Raw genomic sequence first — 20,126 nt, forward strand, 5'->3', positions numbered from 1 at the left:
CATGACAGTTGTGTAACAGGGCGAGGCCACCTGTGCCGTTCGCTGCGATTAGCCGCGCTGGTGTGGCAGTCGGGCCGAGCGTCCGCCGATCATTCGCTGTCATCGTCGTCAACTTTCCTTGTCGAGCTGAATTCCGGCCGCGGTCGTGGTCCCAGCACGATCAGCGCAGCGGCCCGTTCGACGCATCGCGCCGCTGAGAGCGCCGCGCGCAGCCCGGCGTTCGAAATTGTGCGTTGCCGATGGAGCGCGGTTGCGCCGCGCAGGATGGCGCCGGCCAGCCTGAACAACACGATCGCGCCCCATCGCCGGAAGCGGCCAGATGGGGTCACGCCCCCACCGTCGCGAGTTGCACGATCCGCAGCAGCACGAGCCCGGCGGCGACGACCAGATAGCCGCGCAGCACGATCATCCAGATCCGGCTGAGCGGGCTCAGCCGCGCCGGCGGCAGCCGGTCGAGCGGCGGCATCCGCCAGGTATCGCGGTCGACCAGAGCGTTTTCGAGCGAAGTGGGCACCGGTTCGCGTGAAGAAAACGCGTCAAAACGAGAATCTGGAGCCCCGTTCCGATTCCATCGGAACGGAAAAGGCTCCAGCGGCGGCCGGTGCCGCTTGAAGCGGAACGAGGCGTGACGGCGCGACGACATCTCGTCCAGCTTCACGAAGGCGGTGACTGCGAGTGCCAGCAGGCTGCCGCCGATCAGGATGCCGATGATCCAGGCCTCACTGATGTCGGGGAACAGCACGGCCGCGGTCAGGATCACCGACAGCATCACCAGTCCCGCCACCACCGCGCCGGTGAACAGGTTCAGCCTCGTCGAATTGACCCAGGGTCCGAGGATGTGGCGGTCGTTGCACAGCAACAGCAGGAACACGGTCGCGCTCGGCAGCAGCACGCCGGCGAGCGTCTGCACCGCGTTGGTGAGCAGCCCGAGCGGCGTGCCCGGCGTCAGCACCAGCACCGCGGCGAGTACGATCAACCCGCAATAGACGGCATAGAAGCCCTTCGCATCCCACGGCTTGCGGTGCAGCGAGTGCTTGACCGCGAACACGTCGCCGATCGCGTAGGCTGTTGAGAGCGAAACCGCGGCCGCGCCGATGATGCAGGCATCCAGCAGGGCGAGGGCGAACAGGATAGCCGGCAGCTGGCCGGCATATCTCTCGAGGCCCACGGCAGTCCCCAGCGCGTCGGAATAATTGCCGAATTCGGGCTTGCCAGCGAACACCTCCGCGCAGAACGAGATCATCGCCACCGCGCCGACCACGACCAGCACGATGCCGATGCACAGATCCAGCCGCTCATAGCGGATGAAGCGCGGCGTGATCCGCTTGTCGACGATGTAGCTCTGCTGGAAGAACAATTGCCACGGCGCCACCGTGGTGCCGACGATGGCGACGATCAGGAGCATCACCTCGCTGAGCTTGGCCCCCTCGGGCATCTTCGGTACGAAGAAGTCGGAGGCGATCTGCCCGATCGGCGGATGCACCATCAGGATCACGGGCACCAGCAGCAGGCTGCCGGCCACCAGCACGATGCCGAAGCGTTCGAAGCGGCGGAAGTCGCCGGTCGAGACCGCGAGCATCACGATCGCAGCCGAAGCCAGCACGCCCCAGAACTGCGAGACGCCGAGAAAATGAAGCGCGAACGTGATGCCGATGAATTCGGTGACGATGGTCAGCGCGTTCAGCACCAGCAGGTCGATGACGCTGAAGGCGCCCCAGAATTTGCCGAAGCGCTCGAAGATCAGCCGGGCATGGCCGACGCCGGTGACGGCGCCGAGCCGCACCACCATCTCCTGGTTGACGTAGAGCACGGGGATCAGCAGCAGCAGCGTCCACAGCAGCGTGGTGCCGTAATTCTGTCCGGCCTGGGTATAAGTGCCGAACGCGCCGGCATCGTTGTCGCCGACCATCACGATCAGGCCGGGGCCGACGATCGCCATCAGGGTCTTCAGCCGGGCCAGCCATGTCGCGCGCGGCGCGGTGTCGTCGCGGGCAATGCTGCCGAGCGCGCCGTGGATGTCGCCGGCATGCGCGGGATCGAGAATGGCGGTTGGGGTGGTGTTGCTTTCGGTCATTTCGCGTCTCCTCGCCGCCCTTCGGGCACGGCGGGAGGGACGCGGAGCCGTCAGGCGCGTGCGTCTCCGCTACCGTGAGCAGCGGCACTTCCAGATGTGATGCAGTTCAAAAGTCCCGCTGCCGCGCCGCGACGGCGCGCAACGGGACGACTAGGTCCTTCGTCCATGTCGGCCTCCTCAAATTCCGTCATGGCCGGGCTTGTCCCGGCCATCCACGTCCTTTCTCACTCGATTGAAGCGAAGACCTGGATGCCCGGGACAAGCCCGGGCATGACGCTGGTTGAACATGCCCGCTTTCATCGGCGGCAAAACTCTAAGCGCAGAGCCGCGGCTTCGCCGCGTTGCCACGCATGGCTGTTGCGCGCGGGCCAAATTGCCGGCCCGCGCGCCGCTGACGATCGAGATCGTTGCTAGTGTCATCGACGATCCACCGGCATTCCAGCCGGCCGTCGATCAGGACCCAATGACAGGCCAGGGTTGGACGCCGGCGCTCCGCCAGGCGGCGAAAGCCCGGCGAATTGTCATTGGAATGAACGGCCGGCGGCATCATGCGCCGCGGCTCGAACGATCGGAATTTTGCGAGCTTTTCGAACATCGCTCACCTCCACTTCCGCTATCGCGCGGCAGGCCGGTGAGGAGCGGCGGTCAGCTTGGGCGCGACCACCTATCCACGCAGCCGAGATCTGCGCGATCAGTCTTGCTGTGTTGCGGCGTCGAGTGTCCCGGCATCGCCGGTCTACTGTCGCCTGAGTTGCTACTGCCCATGTGCCTTCTGTGCTGGCTCGTGGAACGATTGGTCTCCGGGGATCAAACCCCGCAACGGAACGAATGTTCCGACGATCGGGCACTACGCCCGGCACAAACGCCTGTCAAGCTGAAACCACTATCCTCCGGGGAGGATCCTGATTATCCTCCTGGGAGGATAGGAGAACCTTATGTCCGACGACCACCCGCACGCCGCGATCGCCCGGCGCCTGAAGCGCGCCAACGGCCATCTCGAGACCATCGTCGAGATGATCGAGCAGGGCCGGCCCTGCGCGCAGATCGCTCAGCAATTGCAGGCGGTGGAGAGCGCGATCGAGAGCGCCAAGAAGGCGCTGATCCACGATCACATCGGCCACAGCCTCGAGGAGACGCTGAAAGCCTCGGGGCCAAAGGGCCGCAATGTGCTGCGCGACTTCCGGCTGATCGCCAAGTATCTGTGACCGCCGCGCTCATGAATTGACCCGCCCGGGGGATCACCGGACGGGTCGTGTGCGACACGGGGTGGATGAGGACCCGTGCCGAACGCAGGATCCGCAGCCTTTAGAGAAACCCGTCGATCAGTAGCAGGAGCGCACGCGGCCGATGTAGTTGCCGTAGGCGTCGAACTGGCGCACCCAGCCGCAGCGGCGATAGCCGTTGTAGTAGTAGCCGTCGCTGGCCGCGATCGCGCTGCCGACAACGGCGGCGCCGACGAGGCCCGCGCCAACGCCCCAGCCCCAGCCATACGGCTTGGCTTCGGCCTGCGAGGTGGTGGATGCGATGGTGCCGGTCACGGCGAGCGCGGTGAGGGCGAGGGCGGCAAACTTGGTCTTGATCGACATGGAATACTCCATCCTGTGTGAGCGCGGCGCCGGTGTGGTCCGCATGCCCGTTGGACGGAGGCTTCTCGGTTCCGGTTCGAAGACCAGGGCGGAAATATGGTTTCGTGAATTGTTTCGTCGCCTCACCCGGTACGAAGGAATCGCCGGTCAGTTGCCGCGAAATACGCTCGGATCGAACCTGTCGACGTCGGCGAGCAGCTCGCAGAACGCGCGGGCACCGTGCTCGATCAGCTTCTCTCCCTTGTCGGCCGAGGCCTTGGTCGCATCGCCGATCGCCCCGCTCGGATTGAGGTCCTGCGCCTGCCAGGCGAACGGCGCCGGCCGCTGCGTCGACAGCAAGCGATGATCCTTCTCGATCTGCACGCTCGCCGGCTTGAAGTTCGCGATCGCATCCTTGCGCACGGCTTGCGGATATTTCGCCAGCATGATCGAGGTCTCGACCGCGCCGCCATGGATGCCGTGGCGCAGTTCATCGGCATCGAACAGCCCGTCCGGCGCGCCGAAGCGCGACCAGCTCGTGGTCACCACCAGCATCTGATAGTGCGCGCGCAGATCCTGCGCCACCAGCGACATCGCGGCGGAATTGCCGCCGTGGCTGGTCACGATCACGAGCTTCCTCATCCCGGCACGCGCCACGCTCTCGCCGAGCGCCATCCAGCTCTTCAGCGCCACATTGGTCGGCAGGGTCAAGGTGCCCGGGAAATCGATGTGCTCGGTTGAGATGCCGACCGGTTGCACGGGCAGGAAGGTGGCCGGGATGGTCGCCGGCAGCAGCTCGCGCACCCGTGCCAGATACGCTTCGCCGATCATGATGTCGGTTCCGAGCGGCAGATGCGGCCCGTGCTGCTCGGTCGCGGCCAGCGGCAGCACCGCGATCCAGCGCGCGGCCGCGCCCTTGGCGAGGTCGGGCCAGTGGATGGCGGTCCAGTCACGGGGCGGAAGCTGAGAAGTCATCACGCAAGCGTTTCATTGGATGGATTTGCAGGCTAGTTTGTTTAACATCAGCGAGGTGTTCGCGCCTCCGGGCGCGGTCCACGTCTTCCCGCCTTCCATCATGGGCCATAATGATCGACGGAGTCCAACCATGATCCCGGCCTTTTTGTCGCGAGCGTTAACCACAGCCCTCCTGTCCGCCACCCTCAGCGTTTCCGCAGGCCTCGTCCCGGCACGCGCGCAGAGCTCGGACAAGACCTTGGACAAGGTCTCGTTCGGCACCAATTGGGTCGCCGAGGGCGAGCATGGCGGGTTCTTCCAGGCGCTGGCCGACGGCACCTACAAGAAATACGGCCTCGACGTCACCATCGTGCCCGGCGGTCCCAACGAGAACAACCGCATGCTCCTGATCGCGGGCAAGCTCGACTTCTTCATGAGCGCGAACTCGCTGCAGACCTTCGATGCCGTCACCAACAACGTGCCGCTGGTCGCGGTCGCTGCCATGTTCCAGAAGGACCCGCAGGTCTTCCTGACCCATCCCGAGGTCAAGGTCGCCAAGATCGAGGATTTGAAGCCGCTGACGCTGCTGATCTCGAAGGAGGGCATCACCAGCTACTTCCAGTGGCTGAAATCCGAATACGGCTTCGACGAGAACAAGGTGAAGCCCTACACCTTCAACCCGCAGCCCTTCATCGTGAACAAGCAGACCGCGATGCAGGGCTATGTCACGTCGGAGCCCTATGCGGTCGAGAAAGCCGCCGGCTTCAAGCCGAACGTGCTGCTGCTCGCCGATTACGGCTTCAACTCCTATTCGACGCTGATCGAGACCCGCCGCGACCTGGTCGACAAGAAGCCCGACCTGGTGCAGCGCTTCGTCGATGCCTCGATCGTCGGCTGGTACCATTACGTCTACGGCGACAACTCCGCCGGCAATGCGATGATCAAGAAGCTCAATCCCGACATGAACGACGAGCTGCTCGCCTATTGCGTCGCCAAGATGCGCGAGCACGGCATCGTCGATTCCGGCGATTCCATCAAGAACGGCATCGGTGCCATGACCGATGAGCGGATGGCGAGCTTCTTCGACAAGATGGTGCGCGCCGGCGTGGTCAAGAGCACCATCGATTATCGCCAGGGCTACACGCTGCGCTTCGTCAACAAGGCGGTCGGCGCCGAGCTCAGGCCGAAGAACTGACGGCCGGAATCTGCGTGATGAAGTCTGCCCCTGATAGTGCGGCATCGGTGATCCACCTCTCGCCTTGTGGGAGAGGTCGGATCGCATCGTCAGATGCGATCCGGGTGAGGGGTGACGCTCTCTCATGGGACCTGCGCCCCCTCACCCGCGCTTTCAGCGCGACCTCTCCCCGGTGGGGAGAGGTGTCCTTCGCGGCACGATCGCGCCCACCGATATCCAGCCGCAGATGGTAGAGAGCATCGTGCCGGAAACCGCCGCCAGTGGCCCAGCCGTGCGCCTGCGCGGCGTCAGCAAGACCTATGACAGCGGCGTGACGGCGCTCGGCCCGCTCGACCTCGATGTGCGGCGCGGTGAGTTCGTCTCGCTGCTCGGGCCGTCCGGTTGCGGCAAATCCACCGCGCTGCGAATTATCGCAGGCCTCGCCTCACCGAGCGCCGGCACGGTCGAGGTCTCGCATCACGGCGCGGAGCAGCGCGGCAGACATCCGATCGGCTTCGTGTTTCAGGAACCGACGCTGATGCCGTGGGCCACGGTGCGCGACAATGTCCGCCTGCCGCTGAAGCTCGCCCGCGCGCCGGCGACTGGCGCCGATACGCGCATCGACGCCGCGCTCGACCAGGTCGGGCTTGCGGAGTTCGCGGGCGCCTATCCGCGCGAATTGTCCGGCGGCATGAAGATGCGGGTGTCGCTGGCGCGCGCGCTGGTCACCGATCCGGATATCCTCTTGATGGACGAGCCGTTCGCGGCGCTCGATGAGATCACGCGCTTTCGCCTCAACAACGACCTGCTGGCGCTGTGGCGCAGCCTGCACAAGACCGTCATCTTCGTGACGCACTCAGTGTTCGAGTCGGTCTACCTCTCCGAGCGCGTGATCGTGATGACGGCGCGCCCGGGCCGGATCGGCGCCGAGTTTCGCATCACCTCGCCGGAACCGCGCGGCGAGGAGTTCCGCACCTCGGCCGAATATGCCGCCTTCTGCCGCGAGGTCTCCAATGCGCTGGCGCCGTCTTATGCAGGGCAGGCGGGCGCATGAAATCTCCGCAGGACCTTGTTCGTTTTCTGCTTCCGGTTGCGGTGTTTGCCGCGGGCCTCGTGCTCTGGGAAGCGATCGTCCGCGCCTACGGCATCCAGCCCTATGTGCTGCCGAGTCCGCTATTGGTGCTCAAGACGCTGGTTGCGGACTGGCCGGTGCTTTCGCAATCGCTCGGCGTCACGCTCCTGACCACGCTCGAAGGCTTCGTTGCCGCCGCGATCGGCGGCGTCGTGCTGGCACTGTTGTTCAACCAGTCGAAATGGCTGGAATATTCGCTGTTTCCCTATGCCGTGGTGCTGCAGGTCACGCCTGTCATCGCGATCGCGCCGCTGCTCTTGATCTATCTGCAGCAGCAGACCGCGGTGATTGTCTGCGCCTGGATCGTGGCGTTCTTCCCGGTGCTGTCGAACACCACGCTCGGCCTCAACTCCGTTGATCGCAACCTCGCCGGATTGTTTCAACTTTATGGGGCATCGAAGCTGCAGACGCTGCTGTTCCTGAAGCTGCCCGCGGCGCTGCCCTATATCCTCGGCGGCCTGCGCATCGCCGGCGGGCTGTCGCTGATCGGTGCCGTGGTCGCGGAGATCGCGGCGGGCAGCGCCGGCGCCGGTTCGGGGCTCGCGTTCCGGATCGCTGAATCAGGCTACCGGCTGAATATTCCCCGCATGTTTGCAGCACTTCTGCTGCTATCGCTGGCCGGGATTGTCATCTATGGGGTGCTGGCGTTAGTTTCGCACCTCTTGTTGCGCCGTTGGCATGAAAGCGCGTTAGGAAAGGAAAGTTGATGGCCCCGATTTCTTCCGAAAAGATCGATCTGCTGATTTATGGACCGATCCGGCCAATCCTCGAAAACGGCTTTTCCGACCAATACGTGCTGCACAAGGCCGAGAGCCGCGGCGACCTCGAGCGCCTGACGCCCGACACGATGGCCAAGATCCGCGGCATCGCCGTCACCTATCACACCATGGCGACCGACAAGACCGCGATGGCGCTGTTTCCCAAGCTGGAAATCGTCGGCAGCTTCGGCGTCGGCTACGACCACGTCGATTCCGCCTATGCGCGCGATCACAATATCGTGGTCACCAACACGCCCGACGTGCTGACTGAGGAGGTCGCCGACGTTGCGATGGGGCTGTTGATCGCGACCCTGCGCGAATTCGTCAAGGCCGACCGCTATGTGCGCTCCGGCCTGTGGCAGACCCAGAACTATCCGCTCAGCGTCGGCTCGTTGCGCGACCGCAAGATCGGCATCGTCGGCATGGGCCGGATCGGCCAGGCGATCGGCCGTCGCCTCGAGGCCTCGCGGGTGCCGGTGTCCTATTACTCGCGCAATCCGTCCAAGGACGTCTCCTACAAGCACTATCCCGATCTGATCGAGATGGCGAAGGCGGTCGACACCTTGATCGTCATCGTGCCGGGCGGCGCCTCGACCGCGAAGATGATCAATGCCGACGTGCTGAAGGCACTCGGCCCGCGCGGCGTGCTGATCAATGTTGCGCGCGGCTCCGTCGTCGACGAGCCGGCGCTGGTCGCGGCGCTGAAATCCGGCACCATCCTGGCCGCCGGTCTCGACGTGTTCGCGGCTGAACCGAACGTGCCGGACGAGTTGAAGGCGATGCAGAACGTCGTGCTGCTGCCGCATATCGGTTCGGCCTCAGTGGTCACGCGCAATGCGATGGACCAGCTCGTGGTCGACAACATCAAGAACTGGTTCGCGGGCAAGCCGCCGCTGACGCCGGTTGCCGAGACGCCGGTGAAGGATCGCTGATGTCATTGTCCCGCTTCAGCGTCGTGCTGCTGGTGCTGCTGGGCGCGTGCGGTCCGGCAGTCGCGCAGGATGTCACGACGCTGAAGAAGGACATGATCGGGCAGTGGGAGCTCGCCACCACCGAGCGCAGCAAGACCTGCGTCGTGACGCTGAAGGGCGATGCGGCGCCGCAAGGCTTCCGGCTCGAGCTCGAGCCGGCCTGCGCCGCCGCGCTCCCCTTCACCAAGGACATCACCGGCTGGAGCATCAAGGGCCTCGGCGACATCGTGCGGCTGCACAATGCGGCCGGCGAAGCGGTGATCGATTTCACCGAGGTCGAGACCGGCATCTTCGAGGGGATGCGCACCAACGAGGGCGTCTACATCCTGCAAAACCTCGCCGCCGCCCGCTCGCTCGCCAAGTCGATGGACCAGATGATCGGCGACTGGTCGATGGTGCGCGGCAACGGCCAGGCGATCTGCGCCCTGGTGCTGACCAACACCGACGCCGGCAACGACAATTTCCAGGTGTTCCTGAAAGGCAAATGCGATCCCGCGGTCGCGGCCTTCAACCCGACGCTGTGGCGGCTCGACCATGGCCAGATGATCCTGATGTCGCCCAAGGGCGAGACCTGGCAGTTCGAGGCCGACGACAACGCCCAGTGGCGCCGCGTCCCCGACAGCGCCGACCCGCTGATCATGCTGCGGGAGCAGTAGGGCTTTCCGCACGGCGCGTTTCACCTCCTCCGCTTAGTATCCCCGTCATCCTGAGGTGCGAGCGGAGCGAGCCTCGAAGGATGCGCGGCCCCACTCTGGCCGATTCATCCTTCGAGGCTCGCCGAAGAGGCTCGCACCTCAGGATGACGGGGAGGGGGCGTCCTCTGACGCAGCAATCGCCCGAAGAAAATAATTCGGTTACCCCTGTCGATCCGGCGGCTGCCTGTTCGTCGTCTCCCATAGCGGGCCGATTTCGTCCCTAGTCGCGCCAAACAGGAGCAATTTCATGCGTTTTATGTCGATCGTCACCTCACCCCAGCCGGCGGCAAAGCCGACCCCGGCGCTGATGGAGGCGATGCACACGCTCGCCGACCGCGAGATCAAGGCCGGCCGCATGGTCGATACCGGCGGGCTGATGCCGCTCGCGACCGGCGCGCAGGTCCGGATCGTCGACGGCAATCTCAGCGTCGTCGACGGTCCCTTTGTCGAGGCCAAGGAAGTGATCGGCGGTTACGCGATCTTCGAGTTGCGCAGCAAGGAAGAAGCCATCGCGCTCGCGGTCGAGTTCATGCAGCTGCACAAGGACCACATGCCGGGCTGGGAAGGCACCTGCGAGGTGCGCGCCTTTGCCGGTTTTGCCGGCCAGTGTCCCGAGTGAGCAAAGGGAGAACAAGCGATGCGCTTCATGTATGTCCTCGTGGCCGAGAAGCCGATGCTGCCGAATCCGCCCTTGCGGGAGGCGATCAGCAAGCTTGCCGAACGCGAAATCGCGGCCGGCCGCATGCTCGACACCGGCGCGCTGCTGCCGCGCACGGCGGGCGCGGAGGTGAAAATCAAGGACGGCAAGCTCACCGTCACCGACGGTCCCTTCATGGAGGCCAAGGAGGTGGTCGGCGGCTACGCCGTGTTCGAGTTGAAGGACAAGGAGGAGGCCGTGGCGCGCGCCGTCGAGTTCATGCAGCTTCATCTCGACCACATGCCGGATTGGGAACTGTCATGCGAGGTTCGCCCCTTCATGGCGTGCTGACGATCGCCTCGCGCGCACGCCGGTGGCCGGCATGACCGAGGACGACATCAAGCGCACCATCCTCGGCGTGTGGCGCATCGAGCAACCGCGGCTGATCACCAGCCTGTCGCGGATGCTGCGCGACGTGCCGCTCGCCGAGGATCTGACCCAGGAGGCGCTGGTCGCCGCGCTCGAGCACTGGCCGCTCAGCGGCGTGCCGGAAAAGCCGGGCGCCTGGCTGATGGCGACTGCCAAGCGCCGGGCGCTCGATCATATCAGGCGCAACCGCATGCTCAATCAGCGGCACGGCATGCTTGCGCATGATCTGGCGCGGGAGCAGGAGACCATGCCCGATTTCGATGCCGCGCTCGACGACGACATCGGCGACGAATTGCTGCGGCTGATCTTCACCGCCTGCCACCCGCGCCTGTCGCGGGAGGCCCGCGCCGCGCTGGCGCTTCGCATGATCTGCGGCCTCACCACCGAAGAGATCGCGCGCGCCTTCCTGCAGGCGGAGGCCACCATCGCCCAGCGCATCGTGCGCGCCAAGCGCACGCTGTCGGAATCCGGTCTCGCCTATGAGACGCCGCGCGGCGAGGAGCTGTCCGAGCGGCTCGCTTCCGTGCTCGAGGTCGTCTACCTCATTTTCAACGAAGGCTATACCGCCGCAAGCGGCGATGAATGGCTGCGGCCGCAGCTCTGCGACGAGGCGCTGCGGATGGGCCGCGTGCTGAGCTCGATCGCGCCATCGGAGCCGGAGGCGCACGGCCTGCTGGCGCTGATGGAATTCAACGCCTCGCGGAGGGCGGCGCGCACCGATGCGGCCGGCGAGCCGATCCTGCTGATGGAGCAGAATCGCGCGCTGTGGGACCGCCTGCAGATCCGCCGCGGGCAGCTCGCACTGGCGCGTGCCCGCGAGCTCGGCGGCGCCGGCGGCTTCTATGTGTTGCAGGCCGCAATCGCCGCCTGCCACGCCGAGGCCGATACGCCTGATGCGACCGACTGGAGCCGGATCGCCGCGCTCTACGGCGATCTCGCCGCGCTGCTGGATTCGCCTGTCATCGAGCTCAACCGCGCGGTCGCGATCGGCATGGCCGAGGGCCCGCAGGCAGCGCTTGCGATCGTCGACGGTCTTGCGGATGAACCGGCGCTGAAATCCTATCATCTGCTGCCGAGCGTGCGCGGTGATCTCTTGTACCGGCTGAGCCGCTTCGCGGAGGCGCATGCCGCGTTCGAGGCCGCCGCCGCATTGGCCGGCAACGCGCGCGAGCGCGAGTTCCTCAAGCGGCGCGCCGCGGTCGCATCACGCGCTGCGCAGGAACACGGTCGTCATTGACCGCTTCGCGATTTCGACGCAAAGCGCTGACATGGTTGCGGAACCGCAAATTGATCGGGAGGTGCCCCGATGACCAAGCCATCCGTGCTGGCGATCGGCCTCGACCCAACCTTCGTCGATCTCTCCGTCGTTCCGCAGTTCACACCCGAGCTCGTGCGCAGCTATATCGACGCGCAGATCGAGGGCCTGCGCACGCTCGGCTACGACGTCGAGAGCTGCCTGATCGATACGGGCGCTACCGCGGAAGCGGTGACGGCTGCGGCCCTCAATGCACGCCGCTACGACTGCGTCGTGATCGGCGCAGGGCTGCGTGAGCCGCCGGAGCGGCTCGTGCTGTTTGAGCAGATCCTCAATCTGGTGCACCGGCTCGCCCCCGGCGCCGCCATCTGCTTCAACACCACCCCGGCCGACACCGCCGCGGCCGTGCAGCGCTGGGTCAAGCCTTAAGCGGCACGAACGCCGGCGAGGCTTCCGGCGCCTGCCAGGGAAGCACGGGCAGTAGTTGCGTAGCCCGCATGAGCGCAAGCGACATGCGGGGTCTTGCGGATCCCGGGTGTCGCTCCGCTCACCCGGCTACGCGCTGCGCGAGTTCGACGCTGAGCCCGTCCCATGGCGGGAGCGCGGAGCAGCCCGGGTCGGCTCATGACCCAAGCTGGCCTGCCCGCGCCGGCGCGGCGGTTGTTGCCGGCGGCAACCTATGACACCATCCCGATTCCGATTTGTTTTTGATTTTGGATGCCTATGCCGCGCCGGAAATTTGCCTGGGAAGCGTTGTCGGATGATGAGTTGCTCGAGCAACGCCTCAGCAGTCTGAGGGTTTCGGTCGAGGGCACCTGGCTCGCGGATTGTCTCAGCACGCTCAATGAAGAGCTCGAGGAGCGCGGCATCAAGCTGCGGCCGCACGCCTGGATCTCTAGCGAATGGTTCAGTCCCTCACAGGTGCCCGGCATCGCAATCCCGTTCTACCTCGCCCATCCCCGGCTGATGAAGCTCGAGAAGAAGATGATGCTCGACGTCGAGGGCGGCACCTGGTCGGAGTGCATGGCCATTCTGCGTCATGAGGCCGGTCATGCCGTGCAGCACGGCTACCAGCTGCAACGCCGCCGGCGCTGGCAGCAGCTGTTCGGTCCGTCGTCGAAGCATTATCCGCGCTACTACCGGCCCAATCCGGCGAGCCGCAATTACGTCCAGCACCTCCGGCTCTGGTATGCGCAGAGCCATCCGGACGAGGATTTCGCCGAGACCTTCGCGGTGTGGCTTCGGCCGCGCTCGAACTGGCGGACGCGCTATGCCGGCTGGCCGGCGCTGCGGAAACTCGAATATGTCGACGAGCTGATGGGCGAGATCGCCGGCAAGCGGCCGCCGCCCACGACGCGCGAGCGCGTCGATCCGCTGCATACGCTCAAGCAAACACTCGGCGAGCACTACAAGAAGAAGCAGGCGTTCTACGCCTTCACGCCGCCGAAGACCTACGACCGCGATCTATCCAAGCTGTTCTCGGCCGATCCGCGGCATCACCGGCATCCGCCGGCCGCTTCCTTCATCAGGCGCCACCGCGCCCAGATCAGGCAGCTGGTCGCGCGGTGGACCGGCGAGAATCAATTGACGCTCGATGCCGTGCTTGACAACATGATCTCGCGTTGCCGCGAGCTCAATCTGCGTGCCGTCGGCCCCGAGCAGAAGCTGGTGACCAACTTCACCATCCTGCTGACCGCCAAGACCATGCACGCGCTGTTCGGCCCGTCGCGCCGGAAATGGATCGCGCTATGAAACACCTTCGCATTCTGGTGCTGATGCACCCGGACTGTGTGCCGCCCGACTCCAGCGACGGATATTCCGCGCGCGAGATCAACGAATGGAAGACGGAATACGACGTCGTCAGCACCCTGCGCGCTGCCGGTCACGAGGTTCGTCCGCTCGGCGTGCAGGAGGAAATCAAGCCGGTGCGCGACGAGATCGAGGGCTTCAAGCCGCACGTGGTGTTCACGCTGCTGGAGGAGTTTCACTACGACGTCGTCTACGATCAGCACATCGCGAGCTATCTCGAGCTGATGAAGATCGCCTATACCGGGTGCAACCCGCGCGGCCTGATCCTGGCGCGCGGCAAGGATCTGTCCAAGACGCTGGTGCATCATCGCCGCATCCCGGTGCCGGCCTTCGCCGTCTTCCCGATGCGCCGCAAGGTCAAGCGGCCGCCGCGGCTTGCGCTGCCGCTGATCGTCAAGAGCCTGAGCAGCGATGGGTCGCTCGGTATCTCGCAGGCATCGATCGTCGATACCGACGAAAAGCTCGTGGAGCGCGTCGCCTTCATCCACGAGCGGATCGGAACGGCTGCGATCGCCGAGCAGTTCATCGAGGGACGCGAGCTCTATGTCGGCGTGCTCGGCAACAACCGGCTGCGCGTCCTGCCGGTGTGGGAATTGAAATTCGGCAGCATGGGTGGCCCCGCCGCGCGGCAGATCGCAACCGAGAAAGTCAAGCACGACACCAGCTATCAGGAACGCGTCGGCATCGCGGACGGCCCGGCCGAGGGGCTCACGCCGGAACTATCCGCCCATATTCAACGGCTGGCGAAGCGCATCTACCGGACGCTCGGGCTCGACGGCTACGCGCGTATCGACTTCCGCCTGTCCACCAACGGCGTGCCGTATTTCATCGAGGCCAATCCCAATCCCGAAATCGCCAAGAGCCAGGAGTTCGCGACGGCCGCCGGGCATGACGGGCTCGATTACCCGGATCTGTTGCATCGCATCGTGACGCTCGGAATGAGCCGCGCCAAGGCCGGCGTATCGCTCGGCTGAAGCGGCTAGAGGCTGCGTTGCGTCGAATGGCGCCGCGCGTCCCTGGGGATGAACATCGCAAACGTTTCCCTAACGCGCGCGGCCGGCGTCGCGCCGGCAACTGCCGCGGCAACGGGGGCTGCCGCCGCGTGAAACGCATCCGGTTCCGGCCACCGCCGTGCAAGGATTTCGTTTACCGAAGCCGGCATCAACAGCCCGTCGCTGCGGCAGCCGTCGTAGACGTACAAACCGGCAAGAAAAATCGATACGACAACAAGGATCGTCCTGAAAATCGGCATTGTGCTTGCGCCTTCTTGATTGAGGCGGACAATGCCCGGCGACGGTGAACCCGGCGTTTAGCGCGGTGGCCGTTCCGACGATACGGTTCCCAACTCGTGAACGGACTTGCGTAAACGGCTCGCTTACCAACGCCTTCAAGGTTGCGGCAACCAGCTTTCCTCACCGGCGGGCAAGGAGTCTCTGGCAATGATGGGGCAAGACAAGATGAGATGACAAAAAGCTCAGGAGGCACCATGTTCGTCGCCATTCGCGTTATGATCCTGATCGCCAGTGCATACGCCGGCTCCGCCGTCGCGGAGATGCAGTTTGCACCGCTGCCGAGCCTTGCTGTTTCGTCCGCGCCGTAGCACGCGCGACGCATCTCGCGCCCGATTGAGCGTCATCAATGCGAGCCCGCGGCAATCCCGATCGCGCGGGCGGCGTTCTCCGTCATCCTTGTCGCCGTCAGCCGCAGGAAATACAGCGACAGTCCTGGATTGCGCTCGCACAGCTTCCTCAGCGCGCCATCGCTGATCCACAGCAGATCCACATCGCTTGCCGCCAGCGCCGTTTGCGTGCGGCGGCGCTCGAGCGAGAACAGTCCGATCTCTCCGAACAATTCGCCGGCCGAGACGCCGCGATCGATCTCGGGAAACCTGACCTCGCCCGACACGACCATGTACAGCAGGTCGGCATCGTCGCCTTTCCTGAAGATCGTTTCTCCCGCCTTGACGTGCTTCGGCCGCATGAACGGTTGCAGCCAGTTCGGTGAAAGATCCGTCGACGCGGCAAGCTTGGCCTTGCGAAGCAGCCGGACCATCTGGAACAGCAACAGCACGTTCAGCGGAAGCAGAATGACGTGCAGGGCGAGCACCGGGTAGATCCGGGCACCCAACCCGGGGCTGATGAACGCCAGATTGCTGCATATCGCGACCGAGCGCAGGCTCAACATGGTGCTCATGCAGAACGTCAGCAACACCAGTGCCGACGCCAGGTAACCCAAGCTATCGATGAATGTCATGACAGCACTCACTGGAAAAATGCATTGCAAGAAAACTGATCTGAAACGGCGAGCAACATACACCAGGGTGATGATTTTCCTGAGCGGAAATGGGTCGATTGCGGCGATGTGGCGCTCTCTGCGGTTCCGCCACGAAACTCCGCCACTGTCTGCGTTGGAACTTCGGAGCTTTCCGCAGCTTTACCGAAGATAGCCTCGTTGGGATGCGCGATGTTCCGACATCTTTGCAGAAGTGGCTGCCCAAGATCGCGTCGGGCGACGCCATCGGCACGCTGGCGCTGTTCGAGGGCAAGGGCAATCCGTCGCCGAAGGCGGTCAAGGTCACGGCCAATGGCGGCGTGCTCAACGGCGTCAAGAGGCCCGTCGCCGATGGCGCGATCGCCGATTTCGCCGTGGTCGCCGCGCGCACCGGCTCGAGCGGACGCGAGTCCGATATCTCGCTGTTCATCGTCGATCTCAAGGCCGGCGGCGTCGAGGTCAAGTCGCTGACGAACATCGATCTGACCCGTGGTCAGGCCGAGATCGCCTTCAAGGATGCGAAGGCGGAGCCGCTCGGCGCGCCCGGCGAGGGCTGGAGCGTGATCACCCAGGTGCTGGATCGCGCGGCCGTGCTGATGGCGTTCGAGCAGGTCGGCGGCGCCGACCGTGCGCTGGAGATGGGCCGCGACTACGCGCTCGACCGTATCGCGTTCGGCCGTCCGATCGGCTCGTTCCAGGCGGTCAAGCACATGCTGGCCGACATGTATGTCTCGGCGACGCTGGCGCGCTCGAACTGCTACTACGGCGCCTGGGCGCTCTCGACCAACGCCGGCGAATTGCCGGAAGCCGCCGCCGCCGCGCGCATCAGCGCGACGCAGGCGTTCCAGCACTGCGCCAAGAACAACATCCAGGTCCATGGCGGCATGGGCTTCACCTGGGAGTTCGACTGCCACATGTATTATCGCCGCGCCAATGCGGTGGCGCTCGGCCTCGGCAGCCTGTCCTATTGGGAAGACGCGCTGATCGATCGCATGCGCAAGAAGAACGCGGCGTAAGCGGGGGATCGTCATGAATTTCGACGACACCCCGCAGGAGGCCGCATTCCGCGCCGAGGCGAAAGCCTGGATCGCAGCCAATGCCCCGAAGCAGTATGAGGACGAACTGCGCAAGGCCTCGCTCGGCCGCGTTGCGCTCAAGGGCGCCAACATTCTCGAGGTCGCGAAGGCCTGGCAGAGGAAGAAGGCCGACGCCGGCTGGGCCTGCCTGCACTGGCCGAAGGAGTATGGCGGCCGCGGCGCCTCGCCGATCGAGCGCGTGATCTGGCAGCAGGAGGAAGGCCCGTTCGGTCGCCTCAGCTCGATGTTCATCATCGGCCACGGCATGTGCGGCCCGACCATGATGGCGTTCGCCGGCGAGGAGCAGAAGCGCAAATACCTGCCGCCGCTCGCCTCCGGCGAGAAGATCTGGTGCCAACTGTTCTCGGAGCCGGCCGGCGGCTCCGACGTCGCAGGCCTGCGCACGCGTGCCGAGAAGCATGGCGACGAATGGGTGATCAACGGCCAGAAGATCTGGACCTCGGGCGCGCATTATTCCGACTACGGCATCCTGTTGACCCGCACCGATCCTGATGTCGCGAAGCACAAGGGCCTCACCATGTTCTTCCTGGACATGAAGAGCCCGGGCGTCGAAGTGCGGCCGATCAAGCAGGCGAGCGGCGCGTCCGACTTCAACGAGGTCTATTTCACCGACGTGCGCATTCCGGACTCGCAGCGGCTCGGCAATGTCAATGACGGCTGGAACGTGTCGCTGACCACGCTGATGAACGAGCGGATGTCGATCGGCGCCGGCGTCGCCACCGGCTTCCCCGAGCTGCTCGACTTCTGCAACAGCCTGATGCTGGAGGATGGTCCGGCGATCGAGAACCGCGCGGTGCGCTCCAAGCTTGCGAATTGGGCGGTGAAGGCGAGCGGGCTGAAATACACCAGCATGCGCGCGATCTCCGCGCTGTCACGCGGCGAACGTCCGGGGCCGGAGAATTCGATCGGCAAGCTGGTCGCCGGCTCGATGATCCAGGACGTCGCGACCTACGCGCTCGATCTGCAGGGCGCCGCCGGCGCACTGAGCGGGCCCGAGGATGCCGAGGTCGCCGGCAAGTTCCAGGCGATGCTGCTGCGTGCGCCGGGCACCCGCGTCGAGGGCGGCACCGACGAGATCATGCGCAACATCATCGCCGAGCGTGTGCTGGGCCTGCCCGGCGACATCAGGGTCGACAAGGACGTTCCCTTCAACAAGATCCCGACCAAGGGCCGCGCCTGAGCGCGCGCAAAATCAAAAGAGGTTCGCCATGAATTTCGATGACACGCCGCAGGAAGCCGAGTTCCGGTCCATCGCCCGCAAGTGGATCGCGGCCAACGCGCCGAAGGAGTTCGAAGAAGAGCTCTCGAAATCGTCGCTCGGCCGCATCAGGCTCGCCAGGCACGACATGGTCGAGGTCGGCAAGGCCTGGCAGAAGAAGAAGGCGGAAGGCGGCTGGGCCTGCCTGCATTGGCCGAAGGAATACGGCGGTCGCGGCGCCACCCCGATCGAGCGCGTGATCTGGCAGCAGGAAGAGGGCGTTTACGGCAAGCTGACGCAGCCGTTCCAGATCGGTGAGGGCATGTGCGGCCCGACCGTGATGGCGTGGGGCAGTGAAGACGCCAAGAGGCGCTTTCTGCCGAAACTTGCCTCCGGTGAAGAGATCTGGTGCCAGCTGTTCTCCGAGCCGTCGGCCGGCTCCGACGTCGCAGGGCTTCGCACCCGCGCCGAGAAGAAGGGCGATAACTGGGTCGTCAACGGCCAGAAGATCTGGACCTCGGGCGCGCATTACTCCGACTACGGCCTCCTGATCGCGCGCACCGATCCGAATGTGCCCAAGCACAAGGGCCTCACGATGTTCTTCCTCGACATGAAGAGCCCCGGCGTCGAGGTGCGGCCGATCAAGCAGGCCAACGGCATGCAGGAATTCAACGAGGTCTATTTCACCGACGTCGTGATCCCGGACAGCCAGCGGCTCGGCGCCGTCGGCGAGGGCTGGAGCGTGTCGCTGACCACGCTGATGAACGAGCGCATGTCGATCGGCGCGCGGCTTGCGACCGGCGTACCCGAGATGTTCGAGTTCTGCTCCGGTCTGATGCTGGAAGATGGCCTGGCGATCGACGATCCGGCGGTGCGCTCGAAGCTCGCGAGTTGGGCGGTGAAGGCGAGCGGGCTGAAATACACCAGCTACCGGGCGATCTCGGCGCTGTCGAAGGGCGAGCGGCCGGGTCCGGAAAACTCGATCGGCAAGCTGGTCTCCGGCCTGATGCTGCAGGACATCGCGACCTATGCGATGGACCTCGAGGGCACGGCGGGCAGCCTCACCGGCACCGACGAGGAACAGGCCAACGGCCAGTTCCAGCAGATGCTGCTGTCGTCGCCCTCGATGCGCATCGCCGGCGGCACCGACGAGATCCTGCGCAACATCATCGCCGAGCGCGTTCTGGGCCTGCCGGGCGACATCCGGGTCGACAAGGACGTGTCCTACAACAAGATCCCGACCAAGGGGCGCTGATGTCTCGTGTCCCGGACGCGATGCAGCACACAGTGCTGCTTCGCAGGACCGGGACTTGTTCCTCCATAGGCCCCGGCTCTGCGACGCATCACGTCGTGCCGCGTCGCGTCCGGGCACGAAAGTGAGTTCGAAGATGGACGCCACCGTAGAACAGCATGATCGCATCGGTGCGCTCGAGGAGCTGCTCAACGAGCGCTACTCGGTGCGCGCATTCCTGCCGCGCGAGGTGCCGCGCGACATCATCGAGCACATTCTTGCGACCGCGCAGCGCACCGCGTCCTGGTGCAACAGCCAGCCCTGGCAGGTGCTGATCGCCTCAGGCGAGGCCAAGGAGCGCTTCCGCAAGGCGATCTATGCCGAGGCCGCATCCGGCGCCAAGGACGACCACGACTTCACGCCGCCGCGCGAATATGTCGGGGTCTATCTGGAGCGCCGCCGCGAAAGCGGCTTCCAGCTCTACAACACGCTCGGTATCGCGCGCGGCGACAAGGCCGCCTATTCGAAGCAGGCGCTCGAGAACTACAATTTCTTCGGCGCGCCGCATGTCGCCGTGATCCACACCAACGAGCCGCTCGGCATTTATGGCGCGATCGACTGCGGCGGCTATGTCTCGAACTTCATGCTGGCGGCCCAGGCGCTCGGCCTCGGCACCATCCCGCAGGCCGCGCTCGCCCGCCATTCGGGGCTGATCCGCCGCCATTTCAACCTGCCCGACGACCGCCGGGTTGTCTGCGGCATCTCGTTCGGCTATGCGGATCACCCACACAAGGTGAACAGCTACCGCACGTCGCGCGCGACCGTGGAAGATACTGTCACATTTGTGGATGTATAATTTCCCCTGGGCGGGATCGT

At 65.1% G+C, this 20,126-nt stretch carries 21 protein-coding genes and 1 pseudogene; 16 read left to right on the plus strand and 6 right to left on the minus strand.

Annotated features, from left to right (window positions below):
• Nucleotides 1-325 precede the first annotated feature (325 nt).
• Together BI327_RS26125 and BI327_RS26130 are read right to left on the minus strand one after the other, a co-directional pair.
• Nucleotides 326-2,074, minus strand: coding sequence for an NRAMP family divalent metal transporter (locus BI327_RS26125; RefSeq protein ID WP_076864126.1), 1,749 nt, complete (start codon nt 2,072-2,074; stop codon nt 326-328).
• Nucleotides 2,075-2,387: 313 nt separating this feature from the next.
• On the minus strand, nt 2,388-2,669 hold the full coding sequence (locus BI327_RS26130; RefSeq protein ID WP_076864127.1) for a hypothetical protein: 282 nt from the start codon (nt 2,667-2,669) through the stop codon (nt 2,388-2,390).
• Nucleotides 2,670-3,009: 340 nt separating this feature from the next.
• Between BI327_RS26130 and BI327_RS26135 the strand changes: the two genes are divergently transcribed.
• Nucleotides 3,010-3,279 carry a metal-sensing transcriptional repressor gene (locus tag BI327_RS26135; RefSeq protein ID WP_050403822.1) on the plus strand — a complete coding sequence of 90 codons (270 nt, stop codon included), beginning with the start codon at nt 3,010-3,012 and terminating at the stop codon, nt 3,277-3,279.
• A 117-nt stretch (nt 3,280-3,396) separates the two neighbouring features.
• Here BI327_RS26135 and BI327_RS26140 read toward each other — a convergent pair whose 3' ends face one another.
• Both BI327_RS26140 and BI327_RS26145 read right to left on the minus strand, forming a co-directional pair.
• The gene (locus BI327_RS26140; RefSeq protein ID WP_076864294.1) at nt 3,397-3,660 is read right to left on the minus strand and encodes a hypothetical protein; all 264 of its coding nucleotides are present in this window, start codon (nt 3,658-3,660) and stop codon (nt 3,397-3,399) included.
• Nucleotides 3,661-3,807: 147 nt separating this feature from the next.
• A complete protein-coding gene (locus tag BI327_RS26145; RefSeq protein ID WP_076864128.1) occupies nt 3,808-4,614 on the minus strand; it encodes a creatininase family protein in 807 nt (268 codons plus the stop codon).
• Between the two features lie 130 nt (nt 4,615-4,744).
• Between BI327_RS26145 and BI327_RS26150 the strand changes: the two genes are divergently transcribed.
• The 11 genes from BI327_RS26150 (at nt 4,745) to BI327_RS26200 (ending at nt 14,427) form a co-directional block, all read left to right on the plus strand.
• Nucleotides 4,745-5,788 carry an ABC transporter substrate-binding protein gene (locus BI327_RS26150; protein ID WP_076864129.1) on the plus strand — a complete coding sequence of 348 codons (1,044 nt, stop codon included), beginning with the start codon at nt 4,745-4,747 and terminating at the stop codon, nt 5,786-5,788.
• 226 nt (nt 5,789-6,014) lie between these two features.
• Nucleotides 6,015-6,821: an ABC transporter ATP-binding protein gene (locus BI327_RS26155; RefSeq protein WP_076864130.1), complete on the plus strand. Its 807-nt coding sequence runs from the start codon at nt 6,015-6,017 to the stop codon at nt 6,819-6,821.
• Nucleotides 6,818-7,606 (plus strand): ABC transporter permease, encoded by a 789-nt coding sequence (locus tag BI327_RS26160; protein WP_076864131.1) that lies wholly within the window; start codon nt 6,818-6,820, stop codon nt 7,604-7,606. The genes BI327_RS26155 and BI327_RS26160 overlap by 4 nt, the downstream gene beginning before the upstream one ends.
• Nucleotides 7,606-8,589 carry a 2-hydroxyacid dehydrogenase gene (locus BI327_RS26165; RefSeq protein WP_076864132.1) on the plus strand — a complete coding sequence of 328 codons (984 nt, stop codon included), beginning with the start codon at nt 7,606-7,608 and terminating at the stop codon, nt 8,587-8,589. Before BI327_RS26160 ends, BI327_RS26165 begins: the two co-directional genes overlap by 1 nt.
• Entirely contained in the window at nt 8,589-9,284 is a 696-nt protein-coding gene (locus tag BI327_RS26170) for an AprI/Inh family metalloprotease inhibitor (RefSeq protein ID WP_076864133.1), read from the plus strand. Before BI327_RS26165 ends, BI327_RS26170 begins: the two co-directional genes overlap by 1 nt.
• Nucleotides 9,285-9,570: 286 nt before the next feature.
• Nucleotides 9,571-9,942, plus strand: coding sequence for a YciI family protein (locus BI327_RS26175; protein WP_076864134.1), 372 nt, complete (start codon nt 9,571-9,573; stop codon nt 9,940-9,942).
• An 18-nt stretch (nt 9,943-9,960) separates the two neighbouring features.
• Nucleotides 9,961-10,311, plus strand: coding sequence for a YciI family protein (locus BI327_RS26180; protein WP_076864135.1), 351 nt, complete (start codon nt 9,961-9,963; stop codon nt 10,309-10,311).
• Nucleotides 10,312-10,342: 31 nt separating this feature from the next.
• Nucleotides 10,343-11,626: an RNA polymerase sigma factor gene (locus BI327_RS26185; protein ID WP_076864295.1), complete on the plus strand. Its 1,284-nt coding sequence runs from the start codon at nt 10,343-10,345 to the stop codon at nt 11,624-11,626.
• Between the two features lie 69 nt (nt 11,627-11,695).
• A complete protein-coding gene (locus tag BI327_RS26190; RefSeq protein ID WP_076864136.1) occupies nt 11,696-12,073 on the plus strand; it encodes a hypothetical protein in 378 nt (125 codons plus the stop codon).
• A 339-nt stretch (nt 12,074-12,412) separates the two neighbouring features.
• Nucleotides 12,413-13,396, plus strand: coding sequence for a putative zinc-binding metallopeptidase (locus BI327_RS26195; protein WP_245334937.1), 984 nt, complete (start codon nt 12,413-12,415; stop codon nt 13,394-13,396).
• Complete coding sequence (locus BI327_RS26200) at nt 13,393-14,427, plus strand: D-alanine--D-alanine ligase family protein (protein ID WP_076864138.1); 1,035 nt, start codon at nt 13,393-13,395, stop codon at nt 14,425-14,427. Before BI327_RS26195 ends, BI327_RS26200 begins: the two co-directional genes overlap by 4 nt.
• A 5-nt stretch (nt 14,428-14,432) precedes the next feature.
• Here the strand turns inward: BI327_RS26200 and BI327_RS26205 are convergent, their stop codons facing one another.
• On the minus strand, nt 14,433-14,705 hold the full coding sequence (locus BI327_RS26205; protein ID WP_076864139.1) for a hypothetical protein: 273 nt from the start codon (nt 14,703-14,705) through the stop codon (nt 14,433-14,435).
• 383 nt (nt 14,706-15,088) lie between these two features.
• The gene (locus tag BI327_RS26210) at nt 15,089-15,706 is read right to left on the minus strand and encodes a Crp/Fnr family transcriptional regulator (protein ID WP_076864140.1); all 618 of its coding nucleotides are present in this window, start codon (nt 15,704-15,706) and stop codon (nt 15,089-15,091) included.
• Nucleotides 15,707-15,933: 227 nt separating this feature from the next.
• Here BI327_RS26210 and BI327_RS26215 point away from each other — a divergent pair.
• The 4 genes and pseudogenes from BI327_RS26215 to BI327_RS26230 form a co-directional block, all read left to right on the plus strand.
• A pseudogene (locus tag BI327_RS26215) lies at nt 15,934-16,740 on the plus strand (acyl-CoA dehydrogenase family protein); the annotation flags it as partial.
• 13 nt (nt 16,741-16,753) lie between these two features.
• A complete protein-coding gene (locus BI327_RS26220) occupies nt 16,754-18,001 on the plus strand; it encodes an acyl-CoA dehydrogenase (protein WP_076864141.1) in 1,248 nt (415 codons plus the stop codon).
• A 28-nt stretch (nt 18,002-18,029) separates the two neighbouring features.
• Nucleotides 18,030-19,274 (plus strand): acyl-CoA dehydrogenase, encoded by a 1,245-nt coding sequence (locus tag BI327_RS26225; protein WP_076864142.1) that lies wholly within the window; start codon nt 18,030-18,032, stop codon nt 19,272-19,274.
• A 133-nt stretch (nt 19,275-19,407) separates the two neighbouring features.
• The gene (locus tag BI327_RS26230) at nt 19,408-20,106 is read left to right on the plus strand and encodes a nitroreductase (RefSeq protein WP_076864143.1); all 699 of its coding nucleotides are present in this window, start codon (nt 19,408-19,410) and stop codon (nt 20,104-20,106) included.
• The last annotated feature ends 20 nt before the right edge of the window (nt 20,107-20,126 follow it).

It is taken from the genome of Bradyrhizobium mercantei, assembly GCF_001982635.1.
In the GTDB taxonomy this organism is placed as follows: domain Bacteria; phylum Pseudomonadota; class Alphaproteobacteria; order Rhizobiales; family Xanthobacteraceae; genus Bradyrhizobium; species Bradyrhizobium mercantei.